Below are 23405 nucleotides of genomic sequence, written 5' to 3' on the forward strand. Positions count from 1 at the left end.
TGGTTCGCGGATGCCGTCGATGTCCACGGGAGGGGCACCGATGAAGGCGATGACGTAGCAGATTGTGGCAGTGAGCAAGGTAGGAATCATCAAGACGCCGAACCAGCCTACATAGAGGCGGTTGTCGGTGCTTGTGACCCAGTTGCAGAACTGCGACCAGATATTAGCGCTTTCGCGCTGTTGTAAGGTTGCTGTCATGTGTTTATGATTGCTATTGGTTTTTCAATGTTCGGATGATGTTTCTATTATTAACGGTATCGTTAAGGTTTGTAAAGGGGTGTAACGACAGTTTAACTGATGAGGGTCATCAGGAAAGCTGATGAGGGTGACGGCGAGGGGGAAAAGTCGTGAAGCGTAGCTATCCCGTAGGGAATGGCCCGCATGAATTGATGGTTTGAGGATCGACTGGTATCTGGCACCTGTCGCGACAGTCATGCACGCCTGGCCGATGAGATGCCGGCCCAGAACCAGTTGATTGCTGGTGGAACCCTCACGTGCAGCGGTTCCGGGCTTTGGTGCAATATGGGAGATTGACGCACTACGCGCAATTTCTCGCAGTGGCCGCCATGTATATACAGTGTTTTGTAGGGGCAATCTCCGCCTCGGTAGCCACAATCGATCGGATGGGGTGCCAGTCTCAGCTAGGAAAATAATTGCAAAAAGAATATAAATGCGGGGCGGGGAATGCCAGTTAGAAGGCGATCGCCCCGTTTTAAACAGCTTGTTACTCAAGTCATATATATTAGAAAAATGCTGTCAGCCGTTGTGCATTTAAATTGTATATTTCGATGACCATCAAAAATCCTCTTCCTCTATCACCCTCTCCGCTTCTCCTCCTCTCCCGCTCGAACACCATACACAATCTAGATCCACAACAGCTTAGCAGTTGGGCGCCTAAGGCCGCTTCAATCAGAACAGCGATCGATCGACAATCCTAGCTAGTGCGCTCCGCCATGCACGAAAGTGTTAGTTGGTAGTTATAAAACCATCCGAGCCAATCGACTAGAAATTTTCTTTAAAAGACGATATAATAGAGTTGAGAATTATCACAATAAACAACTATCAATGCTTGCTAAAGTAACCCCAAAATAGTAAAATATATGTCAGAAAATTATATAAAATTAGATTACAAAGATTACGAGTCAGTCCAAAGCGAGCTAGAAACTCTCAAAGCGCGCGTTGCCGAACTAGAGTCGGCTACTAAACCAGAAGCGGCTAGAGTTGCCAAACAAAAGGCGCTGTTTGCTGTAGTGACCAAAATTCGAGAGTCTCTAGACTTAGATATTATTTTTAAATCAACGGCTAGGGAAGTGCGTCAACTTCTGAATGCGGATCGAGTGGCAATATTTCGATTTTATCAGGATTCAGGATTTGACGACGGAGAATTTGTGTCTGAAGACGTGCTGCCAGAGTTTGAGTCAGTAAAAGCTGTAAAGGTGCACGATCACTGCTTTGGAAAACAATATTCACTGCGATATCAGCAAGGAAGAATTCAGGCAGTTAATGATATCTATCAAGCCGGGTTGAGCGCTTGCCATATTGCAGTTCTTGCTCAATTTAATGTCCTAGCAAACTTGATCGTACCATTAGTTAAAGGCAAGAAACTTTGGGGATTGCTGTGCATTCACCAATGTCGCGCTCCCCGCCAGTGGCAGGAAGATGAAATTGAGTTTGTCAGTCAAATTGCGGTGCATTTAGGAATAGCAATACAGCAAGCAAAACTTTTAGATGAAGCTCAAAGGCGCTCGACAGCACTCCAGACTACTTTAGAGGATCAATTGCGAAAACGGACTGAAGAGCTGGTCAAGGAAGCAGACCGAGAACGAGCAATAACTCGGATGATTGACAAGATCCGCCAAACCTTAGATATGGAAACAATTTTCCAGACAGCAGCCACAGAAGTCCGCAAACTTTTGAATGTCGATCGCATTGCCATTTATCAATTCCGTGAAGACTATTTTGGCGACTTTATCTTTGAATCGGAATCCGGAAACTGGCCGAAATTGGTAGGCAGCGGCTGGGAAGACCCATACTTAAACGAACACCAGGGAGGCCGATTCCGGTACGCGGAAACTTTTATTGCTGACGATATCTACAATGCAGGACAGAGCGATTGTCACATAGAAGCTTTGGAATATTTTGGCGTCAAATCCTGTGCGGTAGTTTCTATTTTTAAAGGAGAAAAACTATGGGGATTGCTCAGCGCATTTCAACACAGAGGCCCGCGGCACTGGGAAGAAACAGAAGTCAAGTTACTGAATCAAATTGGCACTCATTTGGGAGTAGCTTTGCAGCAGTCGGAGTACCTAGAACAAATACAGTTTCAAGCTAAACAGCAGGCGAAAGCAGCGGAACAGGAGCGCACATTAACTAGAGTAATTGAACGGATTCGCCAGACGCTAAATATTGACAAGATATTTAGCGCTACGACTCAAGAAGTGCGCCAAATCCTCAACTGCGATCGGGTTGGAGTTTACCGTTTTTTCCCAGACTGGAGTGGAGAATTTGTGTCTGAATCGGTAGCAGAAGGTTGGATACCTTTAGTCACTGATAAAATTAAAACAGTCTGGCAAGATGATTATTTGCAAAAAACTGAGGGCGGCAGGTATCGCCATCAAGAAATTTTTGTAGTTGATGACATCTATAAAATTGGTCACTCTCCCTGTCACGTGGAAATTCTCGAACAAATTCAAGCGAAAGCATATTGTGTAGCGCCTGTTTTTGTGGGGGAAAATCTCTGGGGTTTGCTAGCAGCTTACCAGAACTCCGGCCCCCGTGAGTGGGAAGCGGGAGAAGTGAGGTTGCTGGCTCAGGTGGGCAGTCAATTGGGAGTAGCCATGCACCAAGCAGAATTGCTCGATCGCACTAAAAAGCAGTCCTGGGAATTGCGGACGACTTTGGCAGACTTAAATGCGATCGTTGACAATTTGGCTGACGGGTTATTAGTCACTGATATTGAAGCTAAAATCACCAGGTTTAATCCGGCATTGCTGGCGATGTTTGAATTGAAAGATGTTGACCTGAAAGGAAAAAAAGTATCAGAAATTTTTCCTAAAAAATTAGCTCAATTGGTCGAGGCGACAGAGCATCGAGAGGGAGAAATTGTGACGCTGGAAGTGGAACTAGGAAATTCTCGGATCGGTCAAGCTTTAGCGACAACTATCCTAAAAGAAGCGGTCAAAGACGAAGCAGATCGATCTCTCGGTTCCGTAATTTTGATTAGAGATGTGACGGTGGAACGAGAAGTTGATCGCATGAAAACTGACTTTCTGGCTACAGTTTCTCACGAACTGCGGACGCCTTTAACTTCGGTTTTGGGTTTTGCTTCGCTGATCAAAGAAAAGCTAGAAGAAGTGATTGTTCCAGCAGTTCCAGCAGAAGATAAAAAAATCAAAAAAGCCTTGAATAAAGTGGTAGACAATATCAACATTATTGTGTCTGAAGCTGAGCGGCTGACATCTTTAATTAATGATGTTTTGGATATTGCTAAGATGGAAGCAGGGCGGGTTGAATGGCAGTTAGTTCCGACAAATCCAGTGCAAATCTTAAAACAGGCGATCGCTGCCACCTCATCTTTACTAGAAAAAAATAATTTGAAGTTGATTAAAGATTTTAGTCCGGGACTGCCGCAGGTATTGGTAGACCGCGATCGCATGGTTCAAGTGGCGATCAATTTAATCTCAAATGCAGTCAAGTTCACAGAATCAGGTTCTGTCACCTGTCGGGCAAGAGTAGAGAGCGACGAGCTGGTTATTAGCATTATCGATACTGGCATAGGCATAGCACCCGAAGACCAAAGCAAAGTTTTTGAAAGATTTAAACAAGTGGGAGATATCCTGACAGAAAAGCCGAAAGGCACTGGCTTGGGGCTGCCAATTTCTAAACAAATCGTTGAACACCACGGCGGTAAAATTTGGCTAGAAAGTGAATTGTGCCGCGGCAGCACTTTTTTCTTTAGTATACCGCTAGTAAAAAATATTGAGTCGGTGGAAAAATACAAAAATATCAATGATTTAATCAGGCAACTAAAACAGCAAGTCGTCACGAGAACTCCGATCGGCTTTAAAAAAGACCAGCAGATTTTAGTGGTTGACGATGAGCCTAATATCCGGGAAATGCTGAGGCAGTCACTGGAACAAGAAGGGTACAAAGTGGCCGAGGCAATTAACGGTATAGAGGCGATTTCTAAGGCTAAAGCAGTCAAACCGGATTTAATAATTTTAGATGTAATGATGCCTCACATTGATGGTTTTGATGTGGCAGCAGTTCTGAAAAATGACCGGGAAACTCGGGGAATTCCGATTATCATCGTCTCCCTGATTCAAGACAGAGAAAGGGGAGGCCGTTTGGGGGTTGATAGATATTTTACGAAGCCTATAAATGTAACCGTGCTGTTAAAAGAGATCGGCTTGCTCCTGCGGCAAGAGATGTCAAATCAGACGGTGTTGGTTGTTGTTAGCAATGCTTCTGCTCTCAAAACTTTGTCAGATGCGTTGGTTTTTCAGGGATATAATGTGATCGAGGCATTTGATGCTCGCTCCTGCGTCGATCGACTTAGATCGATCGAGCCGGATTTGATTATTATTGACGAAGTGTTATCTCAAGATCAAGAATTGGTTAAAATTTTGCGGCTTACTCAGGGCTTGAAAAATGTCTCCATAATTGTTTTGGGAGATATTGCAGACGATAACGAGCACAAAAAACTAATTAATGAGGGATTGCTGTGAAAAAAGTTTTAATTGTGGATGACGAACCGAATATTCTGATTTTGATGGAGCAGGCTCTAGAAAAGTTGGAAGATGAGGATGATGTAGAGTTGCTGACAGCGAGAGATGGACTTGAGGCGTTGAACATAATTAAGGAAGAAAAGCCGGATTTGGTTTTTCTCGATGTGATGATGCCGAAAATGAGCGGGTTAGAGGTATGCAATACCGTAAAAAATGAACTAGGTATGGAGGAGGTTTATATTATTATGTTGACAGCTAAGGGACAAGAGTATGATAAGCAAAACGGTATGGCTGTAGGGGCAAATCTTTATATGACTAAACCTTTTCGCCCGAAAGAAGTGCTGGTAAAAGCTAGAGAAATTCTGGGTTTGATTGCAGAGATTTGAGTAGAGGCAGACTATTAATTGACAATAACATTATGTGGTGTTTTGTCGTTTGTGACTCGCTAAAAAACGAATACAATCCCCGGACTCCTGTGGTGGATATCCACCAATTTTAGACTAAGGTTAAAGCTCCCACATTCCATCTGTAGAGTCAATCTAACATCTAAAATCGTTAGACACTTCTCTAAGCGAGCGATCCCGTGCTCGCGAAGACCTCAGTCTAGAATCTAAAATCGACTGGCTGGTTAAAAATTAATGACTAACGCTCGATCGCTCACTCATGACTAATAGCAAAGTAAATGGTTCGCATCAACCTCAAAAAATTGATTTCTAAGAAAGATTTGCGGGTGGTTATTGAGGGCGCGCTCGGTGTTTTAGACGCTCCGATCGCTATTCGCAACTTTGAAGGAGCTATCTTATTTGGCGAACACTGTCAGAGTTCCTTCAATACGTATCCGATCGTCTTAGCCGATGAAGTTATCGGTTACGTAACTGGAACTCAAAAAGCCGCATTTATTGCGGATCTGCTGAGTTATGCTGCCAGTGCAGACTTGGATATAAGAACTTTGGCAGTAGATACTTTAGATAAGTACGAAGAAGTCAATTTCTTGTACGAATTTTCGAGCAAAATTGCTACTTGTTTGGGTGTTTCAGAGGTCAGTGAATTAGTGGTAACTGAAGCTAAAAAATTGATTGAAGCTACTAATATTTCGGTGATGCTGCTCAATAAAAAAGTTGGTAAATTGGAGATTATTTCGGCGCGCGGCAAAGAGTACAACCACAAAACAAAAATTGGGCCAAATATAGGGATAGCAGGTCATATTCTTGTTTCGGGAAAAGCAGAAATAGTTAATGATGTGTTGTCGGATCAGAGATATCTTCCGGGAGATAATGAGATGCGTTCTCTGATTTGTGCACCTCTAACCACTCAGAACGGTACGCTCGGCGTGATCAATATTAGTCATAGCGAACTTATTAACTATACTGCACAGGATTTAAAATTATTTACGGCTTTGGCTTCGCAAGCGGCCGCGGCGATCGAGAATGCACTTTTACATGAAAGTAAATTGAAGGAAGAACGAATTAAAAATAATTTGGAAAGATACCTTTCTCCGCAGGTGGTGCAAGCAGTTATCGAAGCTAAGGGAGAAATTTCTTTGAGTCCAACTAAGCGCAATTTAACGGTTCTTTTTTCGGATATTAGAGATTTTACTACTAAGTGTGAAGAGCTGCCTGCTGAAAAAATAGTGATGTATTTAAATGAGTATTTCACGGAGATGGTAGAGGTGATTTTTAGTCATGAAGGTACTGTGAATAAGTTTGTGGGAGATATGATTGTGGCAATGTTTGGGGCGCCTTCGGAAGTGGCAGATCGCGAAAGAAAGGCGATCGAAACGGCGATCGATATGCAGCGCCGGATCGAGAGAATGTCGATTCCTTGGATTACGGATAATTTTCTGACAGGTATTGGGATTAGTTCGGGGGAGGTAGTTGTTGGTAATATTGGTTCGCCACAGCACATGGACTATACTGCTATAGGGGATGAGGTGAATATTGCATCTAGGTTGCAGTCAATGGCTGAGGGAGGACAAATTTTGGTTAGCGATAGTGTTTACAGCGTTACTAAAGATATCTTTGAGTTTAGGAAAATTGGCTCGGTGATTGTTAAAGGTAAGAAGAAAGCTATCGAAACTTTTGAGGTGATTTATCACAAGTGAAGTCATTAGTCATTAGTCATTAGTCAGTTGTCATTAGTCAGTTGTCATTAGTCAGTTGTCATTAGTCAGTTGTCATTAGTCAGTTGTCATTAGTCAGTTGTCATTAGTCAGTTGTCATTTTAGCCTCCGAGCGAAGTTGAAGGCTGGTCAGTTGTCATTAGTCCTGCTGTCCAACGTCAGAAGTGCCAGCGTCCTCGCTCGCTTTTATAAACCCATGGGAGTTCCTCACTCGCACTACAAAAGCAAAAATAAGATGTTGCTGTCATTAGTCTGATGGCAGAATCAAGAGGGAATTATATCGAGTTTTGCAGTCTTGCTTGTTTATTTGCTAAGCTAGAGTTTGCGCTCTGTCAATAAACCTTAGATTTATGCACAGGTTATTAACTGGAAAACTGCGGGTAGACTGTTTAACAATACCGATCGCAAATCTTCCAGCAAATCTATCGGGTACTAAAATTGTACAGCTTACGGACTTTCACTATGACGGGGAGCGGCTGTCGGAATGGTTGCTAGAAGAGGCGATTGCGGCGGCGAATGAAGCGGAAGCAGACTTAATTTTTTTAACGGGGGATTTTATTACTTACGATCCGGCACCTATTCACGACTTAGTGCAGCGCTTGAAAAACTTGCAAAGTCGGGTGGGAGTTTACGCGGTTTTGGGAAATCACGACCACTATTTTCCGGGGGCAAAAATAGAGGTTGCTAATGCTTTGAATAACGCAGGTATTCGGGTTTTATACAATGAAGTAGTCTATCCTTTGGGGTCGGAATTGGCTTTAGTTGGGTTGGCAGATTTTTGGTCGGGCGATTTCCAGCCTGCACCTGTAATGGTATCAATAAGTCAGGGAATTTCTCGGATTGTTTTGTCTCACAATCCTGATACTGCGGAAAAGTTGCAAAAGTGGCGGATTGATTTGCAGTTTTCTGGACACACTCATGGCGGTCAAATTGTGATTCCTGGTATGGGGCCGTTGTATGCTTGGGTGAGAAAAATTGGTTATTTGATTCCTCCAGCAATACGAAAGTTCATTCCTTTTATGTCGGCTTGCGATCGAGTTGTTTGTCATTGGGAGTGGGCTAGCGGTTTGCATCAAGTTGGGAGTAATTTGTTATACGTGAATCGTGGTTTGGGAACTTATGCGCCGGGGAGGTTATTTTGTCCGCCGGAGGTGACAGTAATTACTTTGGTTTGTCCAGAACACTCGGCGGTTGAAACCGCTTCTTGTCAGACAAAACCCGCCTCCGCGGGTTGAAGATTGGAGGTATGGTTGAAATCGCCGTCTGATCTACGAGATTTTTTGGGCAATTCCTATTAATTTGCTTCTGCAAAGTTCTGAACACTCGGCGGTTGAAACCGCTTCTACACAAACAAAACCCGCCTCCGCGGGTTGAAGATTGGAGGTATGGTTGAAATCGCCGTCTGATCTACGAGATTTTTTGGGCAATTCCTATTAATTTGCTTCTGCAAAGCGATAGCCTCTCCCGTAGACTGTGTGAATTAGGACGGATTCGCCCGGTGATTCTATTTTTCGTCGCAGGAGGCGAATTTGAGCTGCTAATACGTTGCTGCTGGGTTTTTCTGCTTCATTCCACAAATATTGATGGATTTGTTCGTGTGTTAGCAATTGACCGGGATGTCGCATTAAGTATTCTAGTAATTGACATTCTTTTTCTGATAGGTCAATTGTCCGATCGCGCCGATAGGCTATTTGATTGTCGTAGTCTAGCTGTAAATCTGCAACTTGCAGTCGCCCGACAGCCATTTCGGGGTCAAAAGTTGGGGGGCGGCGCAGCAAGGCGCGGACTCTGGCGAGGAGCTCTCGCAGTTCAAAAGGCTTGACTAGATAGTCGTCGGCCCCTGCGTCGAGTCCCTGTACGCGATCGTCTACGGTGTCTTTGGCGGTGAGAAATAGGACTGGGGTATTCCGTCCTTGCGATCGCAATTGCTGGCAAATTGCTAATCCGGTTTGTCTCGGTAGCATCCAATCCAAAATTAGTAAATCGTAATTTCCCTGCATTGCTAAATTGTTACCGCTGGCGCCGTCAAATGCTACATCAACTGTATAACCTTCGCGGGTTAAAACTCGACTCAAAGGGTCAGTTAACTCAACTTCATCATCAACTAAAAGAATCCGCATTCTGATTTTAGATTTTAGATTTGAGCATGAATTGCGCCAAGCTTGCACCCAAAGCAGGTTTTGTAGGAGGGGCTTTCCCCCCGTGGCTGTCCCCATCAGTCGGGAGGTTGCGATCGCGAACTGTTTAGGTTAAGCAAACTGATTTTTGCTAGACTTTAAAATGTGGAATACTTTCCGATTCGTTGCAAGCTGCTGCTAGCCATTCCTGCATTGCAGGGAGTGCCAAAAGTGCCTCGCTATAAGCTTGTGCTTCAGAATCTAATTTGACTGCGTAGGTGACGAAACGCATGACAACGGGGGCAAACATAGCGTCAGTAACTGTGAATTTTCCGAACAGCATATCGCCGCCTGTTCCGAATTTTTGGCGACATTCACGCCAGATGGTGAAGATGCGATCGATCTCTGCTTCGACACCGGCAGTCATCCCTTCGCCGGGATAGCGGTTGCGGCAGTCCATCGGCATATTTTCGCGGAGATTTTGGAACCCTGCGTGCATTTCAGCACAGATGGAACGGGCGATCGCCCTTTGCGCGATATCAGTCGGCCACAAATGATTTGCAAAGCGTTCCGCAACGTATTCGCAAATTGCTAAAGATTCCCACACTTTCAAGTCGCCGTCAATTAAAACTGGCACCTTTCCCGAGGGAGAATAGCGCCGAATTTCTGCGTGGGTTATCGCCCCGTCTAGGGGAATTCTCACTTCGGCAAATTCCAGCCCAGCTTGTTTCATCGCCAGCCAAGGGCGCAGCGACCAAGACGAATAATTTTTGTTGCCGATTACCAGAGTTAGTTTGGTCATATTTTTGCTTTCAGCTATTATATATTCAGCCGACAATGGTTAATAAAATAATATTTTACTTTGCGCCTCAATACAATATATACACAAACACAATTATTAGCAATACCTAAACTTGTTTTGATATTTGAACATTTTGTGGTATTGTGGTTGAGGAAAAAGCTGTTTCCGCTCGGGCAGCGCCGATTCCGAATCCCAAATTCAGCAATTTAGAATTTCAGATCAATATGATTACCGTAGCACTTCCCAAAGGCGGACTGTTAGGAGATAGCATTCGACTGTTTAAATCCGTTGGATTAGACTTCAGTGCTTTTCTCGATTCCTCTAACCGACAACTGCAAATTTATGACACTACCGGAACTGCAAAAGCTTTACTGGTAAGGACGCACGACGTGCCGGTTTATGTGGAATACGGTCAAGCTGATTTGGGGATTGCTGGTTATGATGTTTTGCGGGAAAAAACTCCGAAAGTTGCAAACTTAATTGATTTAAATTTTGGCAAGTGTCGGCTGTCGGTGGCGGTGAAGGAATCTAGTTCTTATCGGCGCAGTGTGGATTTGCCTCCTCACGGTAGAGTTGCTTCTAAGTTCGTGCACTGTGCGAGGGAATATTTTCACAATTTGAATTTGCCGGTGGAAATTGTGCCGCTTTACGGTTCTGTGGAGTTGGGGCCGATTACGGGTATGTCAGAGGCGATTGTGGATTTGGTTTCGACTGGCAAAACTTTGCGCGAAAATGGTTTGGTGGAAATTGATATTTTGTTTCAAAGTTCGGCTTATTTGATCGGTCATCCTTTGAGTTACCGTTTGAATGCGGGCGGGGTTAATGAGTTGATTGGGAAGTTGAGAGAGCAAGTTTTGACAACTGTTTGATCTGTACTAAAATGAGAATGTTCTGATAGGTTCGTAGTGAGGACTTTAGTCCTTGGTTAGATGTACTAAAATGAGAATGTTCTGATAGGTTCGTAGTGAGGACTTTAGTCCTTGGTTAGATGTACTAAAATGAGAATGTTCTGATAGGTTCGTAGTGAGGACTTTAGTCCTTGGTTAGATGTACGCTAACATGAGAATGTTCTGATAGGTTCGTAGTGAGGACTTTAGTCCTTGGTTAGATGTACGCTAACATGAGAATGTTCTGATAGGTTCGTAGTGAGGACGAAGAGTGCTGATTGGCGCTGAGACTGAGGGCTGAAGTCCTTACTATAAACCTGGGAACGGACTGAAGTCCTCACTACGAACCTGGGAACGGACTGAAGTCCTCACTACGAACCTGGGAACGGGCTGAAGTCCTCATTACGAACCTGGGAACGGACTGAAGTCCTTACTACGAACCTGGGAACGGACTGAAGTCCTTACTACGAACCTGGGAACGGACTGAAGTCCTTACTACGAACCTGGGAACGGACTGAAGTCCTTACTACGAACCTGTTTTATTTAGCTCATTTCTGAGCTGGTATTTGTAGTAGGTATAAGACCTAATTTTTCCAGGCATTTTTCTATATAAAAACGGACGACTGTATCAGCAGGGTTTTGTTCGATTAGTTGCTGAAAATATCCTAAGGCGGCGGCAAATCTTTCGGATTGCCATCCTTGAATTCCTTTATCAAATAAAGCTTGGGTAAGCTGCTTCGCCTCGGAGTCGGGACTGGAGGCGGGCCAGATTTCGTAGATTTCAATGGCTTGCTGTTTGCCGCGCGGGATTACTCGATCGATCCAGCGATAGTAATAGTTGTTGCTGGGCGAATGGCAGTCGGCGGCTGTTGCGTGAGAAGTTGCAATCATCCTCTCCGGTGTTTCGGCTTCCAAGTCGCACTTTAATAATAGACTTTCTTGTGAGTTTGAGTTCGGATGTATGTTGTTGATAAATTCTCTGGCATGAAGGATCGCATTTTCGCTAACAATAATTTGACAACCGTATATTTTAGTTAAATTTTCTAAGCGAGAAGCTGTATTTACCACATCCCCGATTACTGTAGAGTCCATCCGGCGATCGGAACCTAACGTGCCAATCATGCCGATACCCGTGTTAATTCCCGTACCAATATTGACAGGATATTCTAAATTGTATTTGTGGCGGATCGCATTAAATTCCTGTAAACTTTCTTGCATTGCTACAGCGGCTTCGATCGCATTTATAGCGTGAGAGTTCGGCTGGTCGAATACTGCCATGATAGCATCGCCTAGGTATTTGTCAATAAACCCGCCGTGGGACGTGATACATTCGTTCATTTTAGTAAAAAAAGCGTTCAACCATTCAAAGGTTTCGCGTGCTTCTTGAGATTCGGCGATCGCAGTAAAGCCGCGAATGTCACAAAATAAAATAGTTAGTTCTTCTTCTGTGACATTGCCCAACTGAATTGATTCTATCCCTTTCGGGGCAATGCGTTCGAGAAGCTGCTCCGGTACAAATAGATGAAATTTTTCGGAAAGATATTCGTTAGCTTCCCAGGCTGCGGCGATTTGGCGCTTGCTTTGCTCTTTTACCTGCTGGTTGAATTGGGAAGATACAACTTGCGATCGCATTTGACTCAACTGCAAAATATTTTCAACTTTCGCCAGCAGCAAGCGACTGTTAAATGGCTTGGTTAAATAATCATCGGCCATCGTTTCTAACCCTCGGATGCGAGAGGTGTCATCATTGAGGGCTGTCAAAAAAATCACGGGTACAGTTTGCAATGCCGTATCCTTCCGCAGGAGATAGCACACATCAAAACCGTCCATGTCCGGCATCATAATATCCAGTAAAATTAAATCAGGTCGAGATGCGCGGGCGAGGGAGAGCGCTTCATCGCCAGATAGTGCTGATACTGTGGCGTATCCTTGCAGGTGCAATAACTCTTCCAATAAAATCAGATTAGCTGGCTCGTCATCAACCAACATGATGCAGGGCGACTTGTTTGACATGGAATATGATATAGTACATTGAATGAGAGCGGGTAACTTTCGCGCGAGTCACTCGAAACCGGGTTAATTCGTATATTTCTCGTTATTAAACTCGATATTTTTCGCAGGAACCGGGTTTCTGAGGCAAGTGCGCGCAAGTCCTACAGATATTTATCTACTATTGAGTTTAACCTTTCTAGTTAGAACTGGTAATGAATTGCATTGCTGGAACTATAAATAATTATTTATTGTTAGTTGAGAAAAGAACGGACTGTAGCGATCGCCAAATTCAGATCCAGCGGCTTGCTCAAATAAGCCGAAGCGCCAGCTTCCAAACAACGATCGCAATCGCCAGCCATCGCCATCGCCGTCACCGCAATCATCGGTACCGACTCCCAGACAGGATCTGCTTTGACTCGGCGCATCAACTCAAACCCGTCAACATCCGGCAATTGAATGTCCATCAAAATCAAATCCGGCAGCAACTCCGGTGCAGTAGAGGCGGCCAGAATGCGATCGACCATAGCCTTCCCATCCGCGATAATCTCTACCCGGTAGCCCTCCAATTCCATCACCTCAGAAATTAACATTTGGTTAAACGGCTGATCTTCGACAACCAAAATCCGCTTGCTGCCAATTGGTAGTACGATCGCAGAAGCAGGAACTAACTTAGAGTCCAAAGCACAAGCAGCAAAGCTGCCCAACTCTTGACGCATTTCCGTCAAAGGCAGCCAAACGCGGAACAGACTGCCGCGATCGCAAACAGATTGAAAAGAAACAGTTCCCCCGTGCAATTCAGCCAAACGTTTAGTTAAAGCCAAACCCAAACCTGTACCTTCGTGGCGCCTGCTGAGGGAAGAATCCACCTGTTGAAAAGGTCGAAATAGCAAGTGCCAGCGCTCTTGAGGAATGCCGATACCGGAGTCTTTCACCTCAAGACAAAAGTAAGGAGTGCTGGCATTTACCGGAGAACAATCAGGGCGGTAGTCGCCGTTCATTTCGCCACCGTAGGCCAGACGCCCGCTGAGTTTAACTTGTCCGCGTTCCGGGGTAAACTTGATCGCATTGGAAAGTAAATTAATCACAATTTGTCGCATTCGCCGCTCGTCGAGCAAAACTTTAGTAATGCGGTAGTCGAGTTCTAAAGACAAAGCGATGCGCTTTTTATCTGCCCGCGGCTGAATCATTTTTAGACAATCTGTAGCGAGTTCGTGAACGCGCACCGGCTGTAAATTGAGTTCTACTTTCCCGGCTTCAATTTTAGAAAGATCGAGAATATCGTTGATTAACTGCAACAAGTGCTGGCCGCTTTTTTCAATCAGTTCTACATAGTTGATTTGTCGATCGCTCAACTGGCCGGATGTTTGGCGCAGCAGCAAGTCAGAAAAGCCGAGAATGCTGTTGAGAGGCGTCCGCAATTCGTGGGACATCGAGGCTAAAAACTCGGATTTTAACTGAGAAGAATACTCTAATTGTTGGTTAACTTGGCGCAGGTGTTCTTGTGTCTGAGCCCGCTCGATCGCCGCCCCCAGAGTCCGACAAGCAGCCGTGAGCACTTCTTGGTGGAGGGAGGCTTGCAGTTTTTTGACATTGCGGGACTCCAGGGTGAGGACTCCGATGATGGTACCGTCGGTAGATGCGATCGGAAAAATGCCCAATTGTCCGATTCCCGGATGCCGAAATTCCGGCACAGCATTGGGATGTCGGGCATAATCATCGACAAACAAAGGTTTACCGCTTTCCACCACTTCCCACAGCAAACCAACGCCGTAGGGAATGCCTCTGTCGAGCAATTCTTGCATTTCTTTGGCTACTGGTTCCCCGTAACTAGCCAGAAATTGAGTTGAAACTTGGTTGGAAATTGCCGCCGCTTGCCGCTCTTTTCCCTTGCCGCTAATCACTTTTACATCTCCGAAAGCAGCATTCGTCGCTTCCACCAAATATGTGAGAGCAAACTGACCTATTTCTTGCAAACTGTGAGAGTTTTGCAGGCGTTCTGTTAAACCTAAAAGAAAGCTCAGCCGCCTGACTTCTGCATTCAAGCTAGCTTGGGATTTTTGGTATACCGTAACATCTCGAAAGGTAAACAGTCGCCCGCCGCTGTTGGTAATTGTGACGAAGACTTCCAAACAAACCGCATTGGATTGCTCGAAATAAAATGATAAACTTTCAGCCTGAGATGTTTGTAGTGCTTGCTGAAACTGTTCCCACTGCTGAAGGGATAAATAACCGCGATCGACAATTTCGGCAAACAGCAACTCGCACTTAGGCTGTGTAGCGAGCCATTCTGGGGACAGTCCCCAAGTCTCGGCCAATTTTTTGTTAAACAAAACTAAGCAGTCAGACGAGTCGAACAGAGCGATCGCATTGTCTACTTGGTTGAGTATCAGTTCTTGGTCTGCCCTCAACTGCTGCAAGTCTATCTCCATTTTGTCTCTGTCTGTAGCTCTTAGTTTTGTTGTCATAACTGTCTAAGGATATGGCATGAGTTATTTTATAACCCCTTACTTAATTTGACATATTTTTAGGTTTTTGGGCAGTGAGGGCGATCGATCGGCTTTGTGATCTGAGACACTTGTTGCGTGAGGACGGGCGAGGGGAGTGGTTTTTTGAGTTCCATTGTGCAACAAGTACGCGCGATCGCAGCTATCCCCAGGGTGAATCTACATGAAGAGTTCCATTGTGCAACTCGTGCGATCGACCTTTTTAGTTGCATTGTGCAAGAAGTGCGATCGACCTTTTTAGTTGCATTGTGCAAGAAGTGCGATCGACCTTTTTAGTAAATTGTGCAAGAAGTGCGATCGACATGAAGAGTTGCATTGTACAACTCGTGCGATCGACATGAAGAGTAAATTGTACAACTCGTGCGATCGACATGAAGAGTAAATTGTACAACTCGTGCGATCGACATGAAGACTTGCATCACACACTTAAGTAAAACTACTTGCATACAACACTTAGACTCACTTGAGGCAAGTTCGAGACGAAATTGTATTTTTTCCTGCTGTCGAATCACCAATTTTACAGTCAATCGCATACGATGTATAACCCTCAGCAACAATCTGTTTTGAAAAGCCCGTCAACTTAACTGACACTCGTGTAAAAATTCTGTAAACTTAACTTCATCGTACCTACATATAAATACCCATATTGTGTCATTTACCATGTTTTATTAACTTAAAGTAAGCAGAAATTACTAATGTATATGAGTTTTATTTATTAATAATATGTGTACGATAGTTTTTATAACTATTGCCAATCTATTTAATTACCGCCTAAGGTTGTCCCATCGCTATGAATCTCTTCGTTCATTAATCAGGGACATAAAAAGGAAGAGTTATGAACTACCGCCAAGAACGCTACGGTGACAAGCATTACTGCAAAAAATATAATTGCAGACACCCTTCAAAGCTCGAATACCATCAATTTTGTAGCAGTTTCTATCAAACAATTAGACCTAATCAGACTGGCGACTATAAGTTGGATTTTGTACCGCTGACGGCGAAGCAAATTGCTGATCAGCAAAGCCTACCGCAGCATTGGCGTCTACAAATATCCTACGGTTTTGGGCCTAGTGGAGTTCGGATGCCGGAAGATTATCGGTCGAAATCTGTGTTTGATTGGCCGATGTATAGACCAGTTCAGCACTATACTCAGCCAGTGCAGGGATATTACAAGTACACTTTGATTAAGTCGCCTGGAGAGTCGAGTGTTCGTGGCGGTAAATTGTTTTGGATGATGGTAATTGGTGCGGCGGTTTGGTTCTGGTTTTTCCGCTGATTGTCCGGTAATTCAGGGAGCGAGCGATGAGGTATTTTCTCCGGTTTTTATTGGCTTTAGTCATGGCGGCGCTCCTGGTAGTAACCTATGGAAGTATACAAGCTGTTGGCAATGAGCATTTAAAACATGAAAGGGTAGCAAAAATGACATCTCAAGCATCGAATTACAGCAATCAAGTTAAACAAGATGGTCTCCAACTGGAAATCATAGGGCCAGAAACTGTGGCACTATCCATCCCTGAAAACAAGCCCGGAGTCAATGCTCCATTGAGCTTTACTGTCAGGGTTACCAATAATACACAAGCCCCTATTCCATTCATAGATGATGATGCTTTAATTCCAGAAATATTTGGGCCATCTGGTCAACCACTGCACCGAGTAGAACCGATAAATAGGCAAGTTGGGAACCGAGAATATCATGGCTCGTTAGTTGGGGTCGGGCAGCAGACATCTCAATCTATGCAGGGAAGACTGTTTTGGAAAAATAATTTACTTCAACTGATATTACATCGCCCAACCTACGATGAAAGCCCTATTGACCTCGATAAATCTTGGTCTTTTGATACTGTGGGACCCGGAGACTATCAGATTCGATTCACTTCTGAAACTCCTACTGGGACGATGTTATACGTAAATCCATTTACTTTTGTTCAGACTAGACAACTAGAGAAGATAGAAGTAACTGGGACAGGTGAGTTGGTAACTCCCTTAGCTAATTTTGGGCTACTTCAACCTGTTGGATTGAATAACAGTGCAGTGGAAGTAGATGGTATTCGTTTTGAAACTTTCATACCGGAGCCATTGTTAACCGTGCCAAATAAGAGTGACAATTCATACCAATCTGTACAGATTGGTATGCGGATTACCAACAACACGCTAACCTCATTTTACTTCAGCTTTTATGGCAGTTTTGCCCCAAGTCTTGTCATACCAGATGGTCAAATATTGCGGGGAGGCTATATTAGCGACTGGATGAGAGGGCCTGAAGAATCTGATTTTCTGTTAGTCACACCTGGACAAAGTGTGACATTTTTTCCAGATATCGACCTTTGCTGGAGGAAGTGGGACCAACTTTCGCTTGGTGTCTCTGACGGCAGTGGTGGTGCATGGTCTTTTAACGAACTCAAGCCAGGTATATATCACTTCCGCTTCCGGTATGAAAATATCAGTAATACCATACAGCAGAAAAACCTTGCAGGGCAGTCGATCACAAGTCGGCCAATAGAAAAAGTTTGGACTGGGCGGGTGGATACTCCCTTTGTTGAATTCCGTATAACCCAGCCTTGAATGGCGAATCACTATTTCTTTTTATTTAATTTCAAAAGTCGGTAAAAACAATGCAATTCAGAGATTTTTTTTTCGTATTATCAACTAGCTTAATAGCCACGCTTTCCTGTCAATCTAGTAGTGCGTTTACTCTCACACAGAATCGTGGACTATTCAATTACATATCTGAGTCTGAATTGCCCAATGGAAAAGGCTATACTTCTTTAAATGTACTAGATCCAGATGACCCTTTTAACTTAAGTAAGGCTAGCCCCTTCGTTAGCGAGATAAAACTAGGAGGTAGAAACAGATTCCTAGAAAACTTAAGAATAGTTTACGGAGAAGAAGGTTGGACTTTTAAGAAAGGACAGAATTTAAAAGGGAGTTTTAATGTCAAGCTTCAGTACCCATGCGGTATTAAGACTAATTGCGGTCAGGGTACTAAATTAACCCCAAGTCAGGGGGGAATTGGCTCTGCACTTAGTTTGATTTACCGTCCCGGTACAAGCAAAAGACAGCCTAATCCTGACCCTAAAAATAGCTAAAATTTACTTTATTGGATTCAGCGCGTTACTACTAACTACCCAGGAAGTGAGAAAATTGGACCAGTCGGTGCTACGATAAGCTATATTGACAACATTCCTCTTCGGGGGCAGAATGAGGGGAGAAATAGTCTCTCTCCATACTATGGTTCAGGCAATCCTCTGAAGCCAAATGGTTTATTTGAAGATCGCCCCTTTCGCCCCTATGAAATCACAAATTTAAATCGAAATTATTTCTGGACTGCGGAACTTTACCTAGCTCAAGCGAATCCAAAGAATCAACAAGAAGTCACGATTTATAACGGAGTCAAATGGGGTTGGGTGTACGAGTATTTTCCTGATAAAAATCCTGTTCCCATCCCTGCTCCTGTTCCAAAGCCAACTCCGACTCCAGTTCCAGTTCCCCAGGAAATTTGTCCACCACCACCAGGTTTCTTTAATAACAGCGGTAGCGTGATTATCGCCAGCAGTAGCAGCGGTGGTGGCGGGATAGGTTGTGTCACACCATCGCCGTCACCATCACCAACACCAAGACCATCGCCTACTCCCATCCCCAGTCCGCGTCCAGCACCAAGCCCTCGTCCAGCACCAAGCCCTCGTCCAGCCCCCAGCCCGCGTCCAGCCCCCAGCCCGCGTCCAGCCCCCAGTCCGCGTCCAGCACCAAGCCCGCGTCCAGCACCAAGCCCTCGTCCAGCCCCCAGCCCGCGTCCAGCACCGAGTCCCAGTGGTGGCGGTCGTCCGATTCGGGCGGTTCCCGCTTCTTCTCTCAGAAGCGCTAATGCCCTTACCTTACCCCAGAAGCCACTTTTTGAAAGTGCTAACCAAGGTAACAATAACTACGCCACCGATTACGTGGACGTAGCAAGCGTCAGCCGCGATTTACTTGTCAGTCCAGAACTATCATCAACTCCTAGCAACTCTGAAGATGTAAACGTAGCTAGCATCAGTGGGGAACTGCTAAAAAATCCAGAACTATCATCAACTCCTAGCAGCGAAAAGAAGGTAGATTTAACTGACATCAGCAGCAATCTACTCCTTGATTCAGAACTATCATCAACAGACAACAACGAAAACCAAGTTGATTTAGCAAATATCAGCGGCGACTTACTTGAAGACCCAGAATTATCATCAACAGACAACAACGAAAATGAACTTGATTTAGCCAGCATCAGTGGCGACTTACTTGAAGACCCAGAATTATCATCAACAGACAGTAACGAAAATGAACTTGATTTAGCAAGCATCAGCGGCGACCTACTTGAAGACCCAGAACTAGCCTCAGAGGATAACAACTCCCTAGCATCCAAAACTACAAACCCTAACGACGATGCCCTCCCCGCCGAAGCCGTTCCCGAACCCACCACCGGATTAGGTGCTTTCTTAGCACTCGGTGGATTAGGTTTACTCAAAAAGCTCAAAAACAGGAAAACCAAAGAGTAATGAAAACCCTTTACACCATCCTGTACGCCCTCAGCATCATCCTCATCAACCCCTGGGGAACTACGCGGGGGCTCATCTGGACATCGCCCAAAGTATTGATTATTTGGCTCATAATTTCCCTCAACATCGCGCTTTTATTATCGCAAAAAACATCGATCGCAATTCCCCAAAACTGGAAAAATAGCCTGATACTTTGGACGATATTTCTCTCCATAGGAGCCATCTCTACCCTGCACAGTCCCTTCCCTTTAACCTCTTTTCTCGGTCAAGACCAAATGGGCGACGGTTGGCTCTACTGGCTGTTAATCGCTGCCTTTACTCTCAGCAACAGTTTGCTCTTAATCGCACGCCCGCAACTGATCAATTCACAATTCCAAGGATTGCTAATTGGTGGTATTATTCTCGCCATCAGTATCTTTCCCCAAATCATGGACTGGCGCATCGACTACACCGCTACAATGGGCAAACTAATTAGGGGCGATGTTTTAGCTAGCAGTATTTTTCAAGGACAACAACCAATAGGATTGTACTCTCACCGCGGCCACGCAGCTATAGTTTTAGCGTTGACGGCAATTACTGCGATTGTCGGTTGGTTTTGGAGATTTACGAATACTACATTAACTGCTATTACTTTGATTTTAACTGTTCCGGCACTGCTACTAACTTCTACTCGCAGTGCAATTGTAGCTTTGATTGTTGCCTGTGCTTATTTGTTGGGACGACCTTATTACAAAATTATCACCGCCATAGCTCTCCTGGGCGCCCTCGCTGTGGGCATTATGACTCTCAACAGACCCCTTAACTGGGAAAAACCGAGCATCGAACAAGTCATGTCCAGCCGATCGCCTATGTGGGAACTCGCAGCCAGAGGTATCAAAAAACGCCCGTTATTTGGATGGGGATTTGACGGCTTAGGGATTGCCTATCCCTATATCAGGAATCCTCAAGTAACTCCGAGAGTTGTCAACTTGAACGAGTTTACCTACGACTATATTAACATAAAAGGTGAAATTAGCACCAGAGAAATTCCTACTTATAAAGCTCACAATTGGATTTTGGATACAACGGTATCAGTTGGGATTTTGGGGCTGATTGCTGCGATCGCACTTTGGGGATATTATTTCTCTTTGGCGCTGCAATCTTCCATTCGCGGGATTGCAGCCATTGCTATTGCTTATCTGGTTTTTGCTGTGACTTGGTTCGATGGTGCTCAATACGCACATATTGCCTGGTGGACGCTCAGTTTCGCCACAGTTAGATATCCTTATTCTCAAGATAACGAGAAAAGAAGATTGATTTCAAATCAAGTTCAGGTTTATATATTTTTGAGTTTATTTATTATATCGTTGATCGGAAGTTTTTATGTAGGTAATTTCAATAACATTAACAACTTTATTGTCAAAGCAAAATCATCGCTATTTCCCGGACAACTGTTAGGCTGCGGAAGTTCCAGCGGCGGGCCGACGGATAATCCCATAGATTCTCGATACGGCAAAAAATCTTATCCTTGGACATCGGAAATTAAATGGAGTTGCGTATACAATATCCAAGATTTTCAAGGTGGCACTCTGATTGACAAGTTTAACTTTGTCAGAGATATTGCTGCTGCTAACGGTGGCGGAGTTATCTATTTTCCAGCGGGGACTTATGACTTTGCAGACAGTATCTATTTGAAGTCGGGAGTAGTCATTCGAGGGGAAACTCCGCTAGCAAATGACGCCAAACAAAGTTTGTACAATCCTCGGACAAAATTTGTGTTTCCTAAATACAAACCGCAACTTTCAGGGAAGGGAACTCTCAACAGCACGGCTTTTAAAAGAATCTTTACTGAAAATCCTAATACTGATAGCAATATCGGTGTTGTCAATCTAGATATTAACCGATCGCCAATTTACTTGCTCAGCAACCTCGACTACAGTCAAAATAGCAATATTGTGGTTTACGGCCTCCGCAGCAATAACGTTGCCGAACCCAGCCCCTCAGTCCCAAACCTGAATTTTCAAGCAGCGTGGCAGCGATATGCCAATCCCTATGTCGCTAATATCAAAATTAATGCTTTGGCTAATGTGTTAATTGCCAACAATCGGCTTAACGATAGTATCACAGATAATTACCAACAACCTGAATATCAAGTAAAATCTGGCGAGTCTGGCGCGATCGCCCAATATGATGTTAGATTCGACTACAGCAACCATTTCGGTATTTTAGTCAACCGTTCCAAGGCTGGCAAATCTGAAGAAAGTTTTGTGCCGGCGGCGGAACCAAAGGCTGAGCCGGGTTTGTTTCGCAAAGGGATTGCGATTCGCGATAATTGGGTTTATCATACGATGAGGGCGGGAATCCGAGCGTCGGGCAATGGCTTGGTTGTCAAAAATAATGCGATTAGAGATGATGCTCGCAAGCGCTGGTGGACGGATGAGACAGGCGCGCGAGTCGCTGGAAAAGAGACGAGTTTTAACAGTCGGGCGATCGAATGGGCTGGCTGGAATGTTTTAATCCAAGATAATGATTTTCAAGTGTACAGACATCGACTGAAAAATTCAAAGTTTCTCAGCAATGATGGAGGGGGAATTGTGATTCATGCTTGCTGCGGCGGAACTTCGGTTCAGCAGGCGAATATTGTAGGTAATTCTGGCAATTCTTACATTGGGATTGTTGAAGTTCCTCGGATTCGAGATGTGAGGATTTTTGGGAATAAGTTGTTGTCGAATGTTAAGGGCGATTGGCCTTTAATTTATGTGAAGGCGGATACTGAGCAAAAAAATTATGGGATGCAGAATGTAATTGTAGAAAATAATACGATTAAAGGGAGTATGTTAGCAGTCGCGAGTCAGGGAGGAAGGGGAAATGCGATTAGAAGTAACAGCGGTTTTAATGTTGGTTCGATTAAATTTTCTTGTCACGTTGCGGTTAGTGAAAATCAGGGGTTTGGAAGTTTGCCTTGCTGGCGGCGCAGAAACATAGACGGCGGTTGAAACCAGGTTTACAAAAACGAAGACGGCGGTTGAAACCAGGTTTATAAAAAAGAAGACGGCGGTTGAAACCAGGTTTACAAAAAAGAAGACGGCGGTTCAAACCGCGCCTACAAAAACGAAGACGGCGGTTCAAACCGCGCCTACAAAAACGAAGTCTGCCTCCGCAGACTCAAGAGCATAATATAAATAATCTAATAGGGTTCACTTAGCCTACAAAAAAGAAGACGGCGGTTCAAACCGCGCCTACAAAAACGAAGACGGCGGTTCAAACCGCGCCTACAAAAACGAAGTCTGCCTCCGCAGACTCAAGAGCATAATATAAATAATCTAATAGGGTTCACTTAGCCTACAAAAAAGAAGACGGCGGTTCAAACCGCGCCTACAAAAACGAAGACGGCGGTTCAAACCGCGCCTACAAAAACGAAGTCTGCCTCCGCAGACTCAAGAGCATAATATAAATAATCTAATAGGGTTCACTTAGCCTACAAAAAAGAAGACGGCGGTTCAAACCGCGCCTACAAAAAAGAAGACGGCGGTTGAAACCGCGCCTACAAAAACGAAGTCTGCCTCCGCAGACTCAAGAGCATAATATAATCTTCACAATCCCTTCTTCAGCCCGCGGAGGCGCGTGAGTGTTTGTATAGAACCCATTTGACATCTTTGAGTTTTTGGGTTGGGTGACGAGAAATACCGAGATTAACCCGGTTTCTGAGATTTACGCCCGGGGCAAGAAACCGGGTTTCTACGAGTTTTTGGGTT

The 23405-nt window shown here is 44.5% G+C and carries 16 protein-coding genes and 1 pseudogene; 10 read left to right on the forward strand and 7 right to left on the reverse strand.

Going from position 1 to position 23405, the window contains the following annotated elements; all coding sequences use genetic code 11:
* Together QZW47_RS06085 and QZW47_RS06090 are read right to left on the reverse strand one after the other, a co-directional pair.
* Nucleotides 1-198 (reverse strand): annotated as a pseudogene (locus tag QZW47_RS06085) (photosystem II q(b) protein); the annotation flags it as partial.
* A gap of 24 nt (nt 199-222) precedes the next feature.
* Nucleotides 223-732, reverse strand: a complete 510-nt coding sequence (locus QZW47_RS06090) for a hypothetical protein (protein ID WP_293125080.1) — start codon at nt 730-732, stop codon at nt 223-225.
* A 368-nt stretch (nt 733-1100) separates the two neighbouring features.
* Between QZW47_RS06090 and QZW47_RS06095 the strand changes: the two genes are divergently transcribed.
* The 4 genes from QZW47_RS06095 to QZW47_RS06110 all read left to right on the forward strand — a co-directional run bounded on the left by QZW47_RS06095 (nt 1101) and on the right by QZW47_RS06110 (nt 8081).
* Nucleotides 1101-4727 (forward strand): GAF domain-containing protein, encoded by a 3627-nt coding sequence (locus QZW47_RS06095; RefSeq protein WP_293125082.1) that lies wholly within the window; start codon nt 1101-1103, stop codon nt 4725-4727.
* On the forward strand, nt 4724-5113 hold the full coding sequence (locus QZW47_RS06100) for a response regulator (protein WP_293125084.1): 390 nt from the start codon (nt 4724-4726) through the stop codon (nt 5111-5113). The genes QZW47_RS06095 and QZW47_RS06100 overlap by 4 nt, the downstream gene beginning before the upstream one ends.
* A 296-nt stretch (nt 5114-5409) precedes the next feature.
* Nucleotides 5410-6828, forward strand: a complete 1419-nt coding sequence (locus QZW47_RS06105) for an adenylate/guanylate cyclase domain-containing protein (protein ID WP_293125086.1) — start codon at nt 5410-5412, stop codon at nt 6826-6828.
* Between the two features lie 368 nt (nt 6829-7196).
* Nucleotides 7197-8081 carry a metallophosphoesterase gene (locus QZW47_RS06110; protein ID WP_293125088.1) on the forward strand — a complete coding sequence of 295 codons (885 nt, stop codon included), beginning with the start codon at nt 7197-7199 and terminating at the stop codon, nt 8079-8081.
* A 198-nt stretch (nt 8082-8279) separates the two neighbouring features.
* On the opposite strand, the gene rppA is transcribed toward QZW47_RS06110, so the two are convergent.
* Both rppA and QZW47_RS06120 read right to left on the reverse strand, forming a co-directional pair.
* Nucleotides 8280-8966: a two-component system response regulator RppA gene (gene rppA, locus QZW47_RS06115; protein ID WP_293125090.1), complete on the reverse strand. Its 687-nt coding sequence runs from the start codon at nt 8964-8966 to the stop codon at nt 8280-8282.
* Nucleotides 8967-9114: 148 nt separating this feature from the next.
* Nucleotides 9115-9765, reverse strand: a complete 651-nt coding sequence (locus QZW47_RS06120; RefSeq protein WP_293125091.1) for a glutathione S-transferase family protein — start codon at nt 9763-9765, stop codon at nt 9115-9117.
* A gap of 224 nt (nt 9766-9989) precedes the next feature.
* On the opposite strand from QZW47_RS06120, the gene hisG reads away from it, so the two are divergent.
* Nucleotides 9990-10634 (forward strand): ATP phosphoribosyltransferase, encoded by a 645-nt coding sequence (hisG, locus tag QZW47_RS06125; protein ID WP_293125616.1) that lies wholly within the window; start codon nt 9990-9992, stop codon nt 10632-10634.
* 561 nt (nt 10635-11195) lie between these two features.
* Here the strand turns inward: hisG and QZW47_RS06130 are convergent.
* A complete protein-coding gene (locus tag QZW47_RS06130; RefSeq protein WP_293125093.1) occupies nt 11196-12665 on the reverse strand; it encodes a response regulator in 1470 nt (489 codons plus the stop codon).
* 230 nt (nt 12666-12895) lie between these two features.
* The gene (locus tag QZW47_RS06135) at nt 12896-15109 is read right to left on the reverse strand and encodes an ATP-binding protein (protein WP_293125095.1); all 2214 of its coding nucleotides are present in this window, start codon (nt 15107-15109) and stop codon (nt 12896-12898) included.
* 156 nt (nt 15110-15265) lie between these two features.
* Here QZW47_RS06135 and QZW47_RS06140 point away from each other — a divergent pair, with 156 nt between their 5' ends.
* Nucleotides 15266-15424, forward strand: coding sequence for a hypothetical protein (locus QZW47_RS06140; protein ID WP_293125097.1), 159 nt, complete (start codon nt 15266-15268; stop codon nt 15422-15424).
* Here the strand turns inward: QZW47_RS06140 and QZW47_RS06145 are convergent.
* Nucleotides 15421-15594 (reverse strand): hypothetical protein, encoded by a 174-nt coding sequence (locus tag QZW47_RS06145; RefSeq protein ID WP_293125099.1) that lies wholly within the window; start codon nt 15592-15594, stop codon nt 15421-15423. The genes QZW47_RS06140 and QZW47_RS06145 overlap by 4 nt on opposite strands.
* Before the next feature lie 389 nt (nt 15595-15983).
* Between QZW47_RS06145 and QZW47_RS06150 the strand changes: the two genes are divergently transcribed.
* From QZW47_RS06150 to QZW47_RS06165, 4 genes are all read left to right on the forward strand, one after another.
* A complete protein-coding gene (locus QZW47_RS06150) occupies nt 15984-16424 on the forward strand; it encodes a hypothetical protein (protein ID WP_293125101.1) in 441 nt (146 codons plus the stop codon).
* 50 nt (nt 16425-16474) lie between these two features.
* A complete protein-coding gene (locus tag QZW47_RS06155) occupies nt 16475-17710 on the forward strand; it encodes a hypothetical protein (protein WP_293125103.1) in 1236 nt (411 codons plus the stop codon).
* 842 nt (nt 17711-18552) lie between these two features.
* Nucleotides 18553-19671, forward strand: a complete 1119-nt coding sequence (locus tag QZW47_RS06160) for a hypothetical protein (protein ID WP_293125105.1) — start codon at nt 18553-18555, stop codon at nt 19669-19671.
* Complete coding sequence (locus QZW47_RS06165; RefSeq protein WP_293125107.1) at nt 19671-22646, forward strand: O-antigen ligase family protein; 2976 nt, start codon at nt 19671-19673, stop codon at nt 22644-22646. Before QZW47_RS06160 ends, QZW47_RS06165 begins: the two co-directional genes overlap by 1 nt.
* The last annotated feature ends 759 nt before the right edge of the window (nt 22647-23405 follow it).

The sequence above is a fragment of the Microcoleus sp. bin38.metabat.b11b12b14.051 genome (assembly GCF_013299165.1).
Lineage (GTDB): Bacteria > Cyanobacteriota > Cyanobacteriia > Cyanobacteriales > Microcoleaceae > Microcoleus.

Coding starts and splice junctions, on each gene's coding strand:
- QZW47_RS06120 (WP_293125091.1), bottom strand. CDS start 9,765: ATGACCAAACTAACTCTGGTAATCGGCAACAAAAATTATTCGTCTTGG.
- QZW47_RS06145 (WP_293125099.1), bottom strand. CDS start 15,594: ATGCAAGTAGTTTTACTTAAGTGTGTGATGCAAGTCTTCATGTCGATC.
- QZW47_RS06135 (WP_293125095.1), bottom strand. CDS start 15,109: ATGACAACAAAACTAAGAGCTACAGACAGAGACAAAATGGAGATAGAC.
- rppA (WP_293125090.1), bottom strand. CDS start 8,966: ATGCGGATTCTTTTAGTTGATGATGAAGTTGAGTTAACTGACCCTTTG.
- hisG (WP_293125616.1), top strand. CDS start 9,990: ATGATTACCGTAGCACTTCCCAAAGGCGGACTGTTAGGAGATAGCATT.
- QZW47_RS06150 (WP_293125101.1), top strand. CDS start 15,984: ATGAACTACCGCCAAGAACGCTACGGTGACAAGCATTACTGCAAAAAA.
- QZW47_RS06095 (WP_293125082.1), top strand. CDS start 1,101: ATGTCAGAAAATTATATAAAATTAGATTACAAAGATTACGAGTCAGTC.
- QZW47_RS06165 (WP_293125107.1), top strand. CDS start 19,671: ATGAAAACCCTTTACACCATCCTGTACGCCCTCAGCATCATCCTCATC.
- QZW47_RS06130 (WP_293125093.1), bottom strand. CDS start 12,665: ATGTCAAACAAGTCGCCCTGCATCATGTTGGTTGATGACGAGCCAGCT.
- QZW47_RS06110 (WP_293125088.1), top strand. CDS start 7,197: ATGCACAGGTTATTAACTGGAAAACTGCGGGTAGACTGTTTAACAATA.
- QZW47_RS06105 (WP_293125086.1), top strand. CDS start 5,410: ATGGTTCGCATCAACCTCAAAAAATTGATTTCTAAGAAAGATTTGCGG.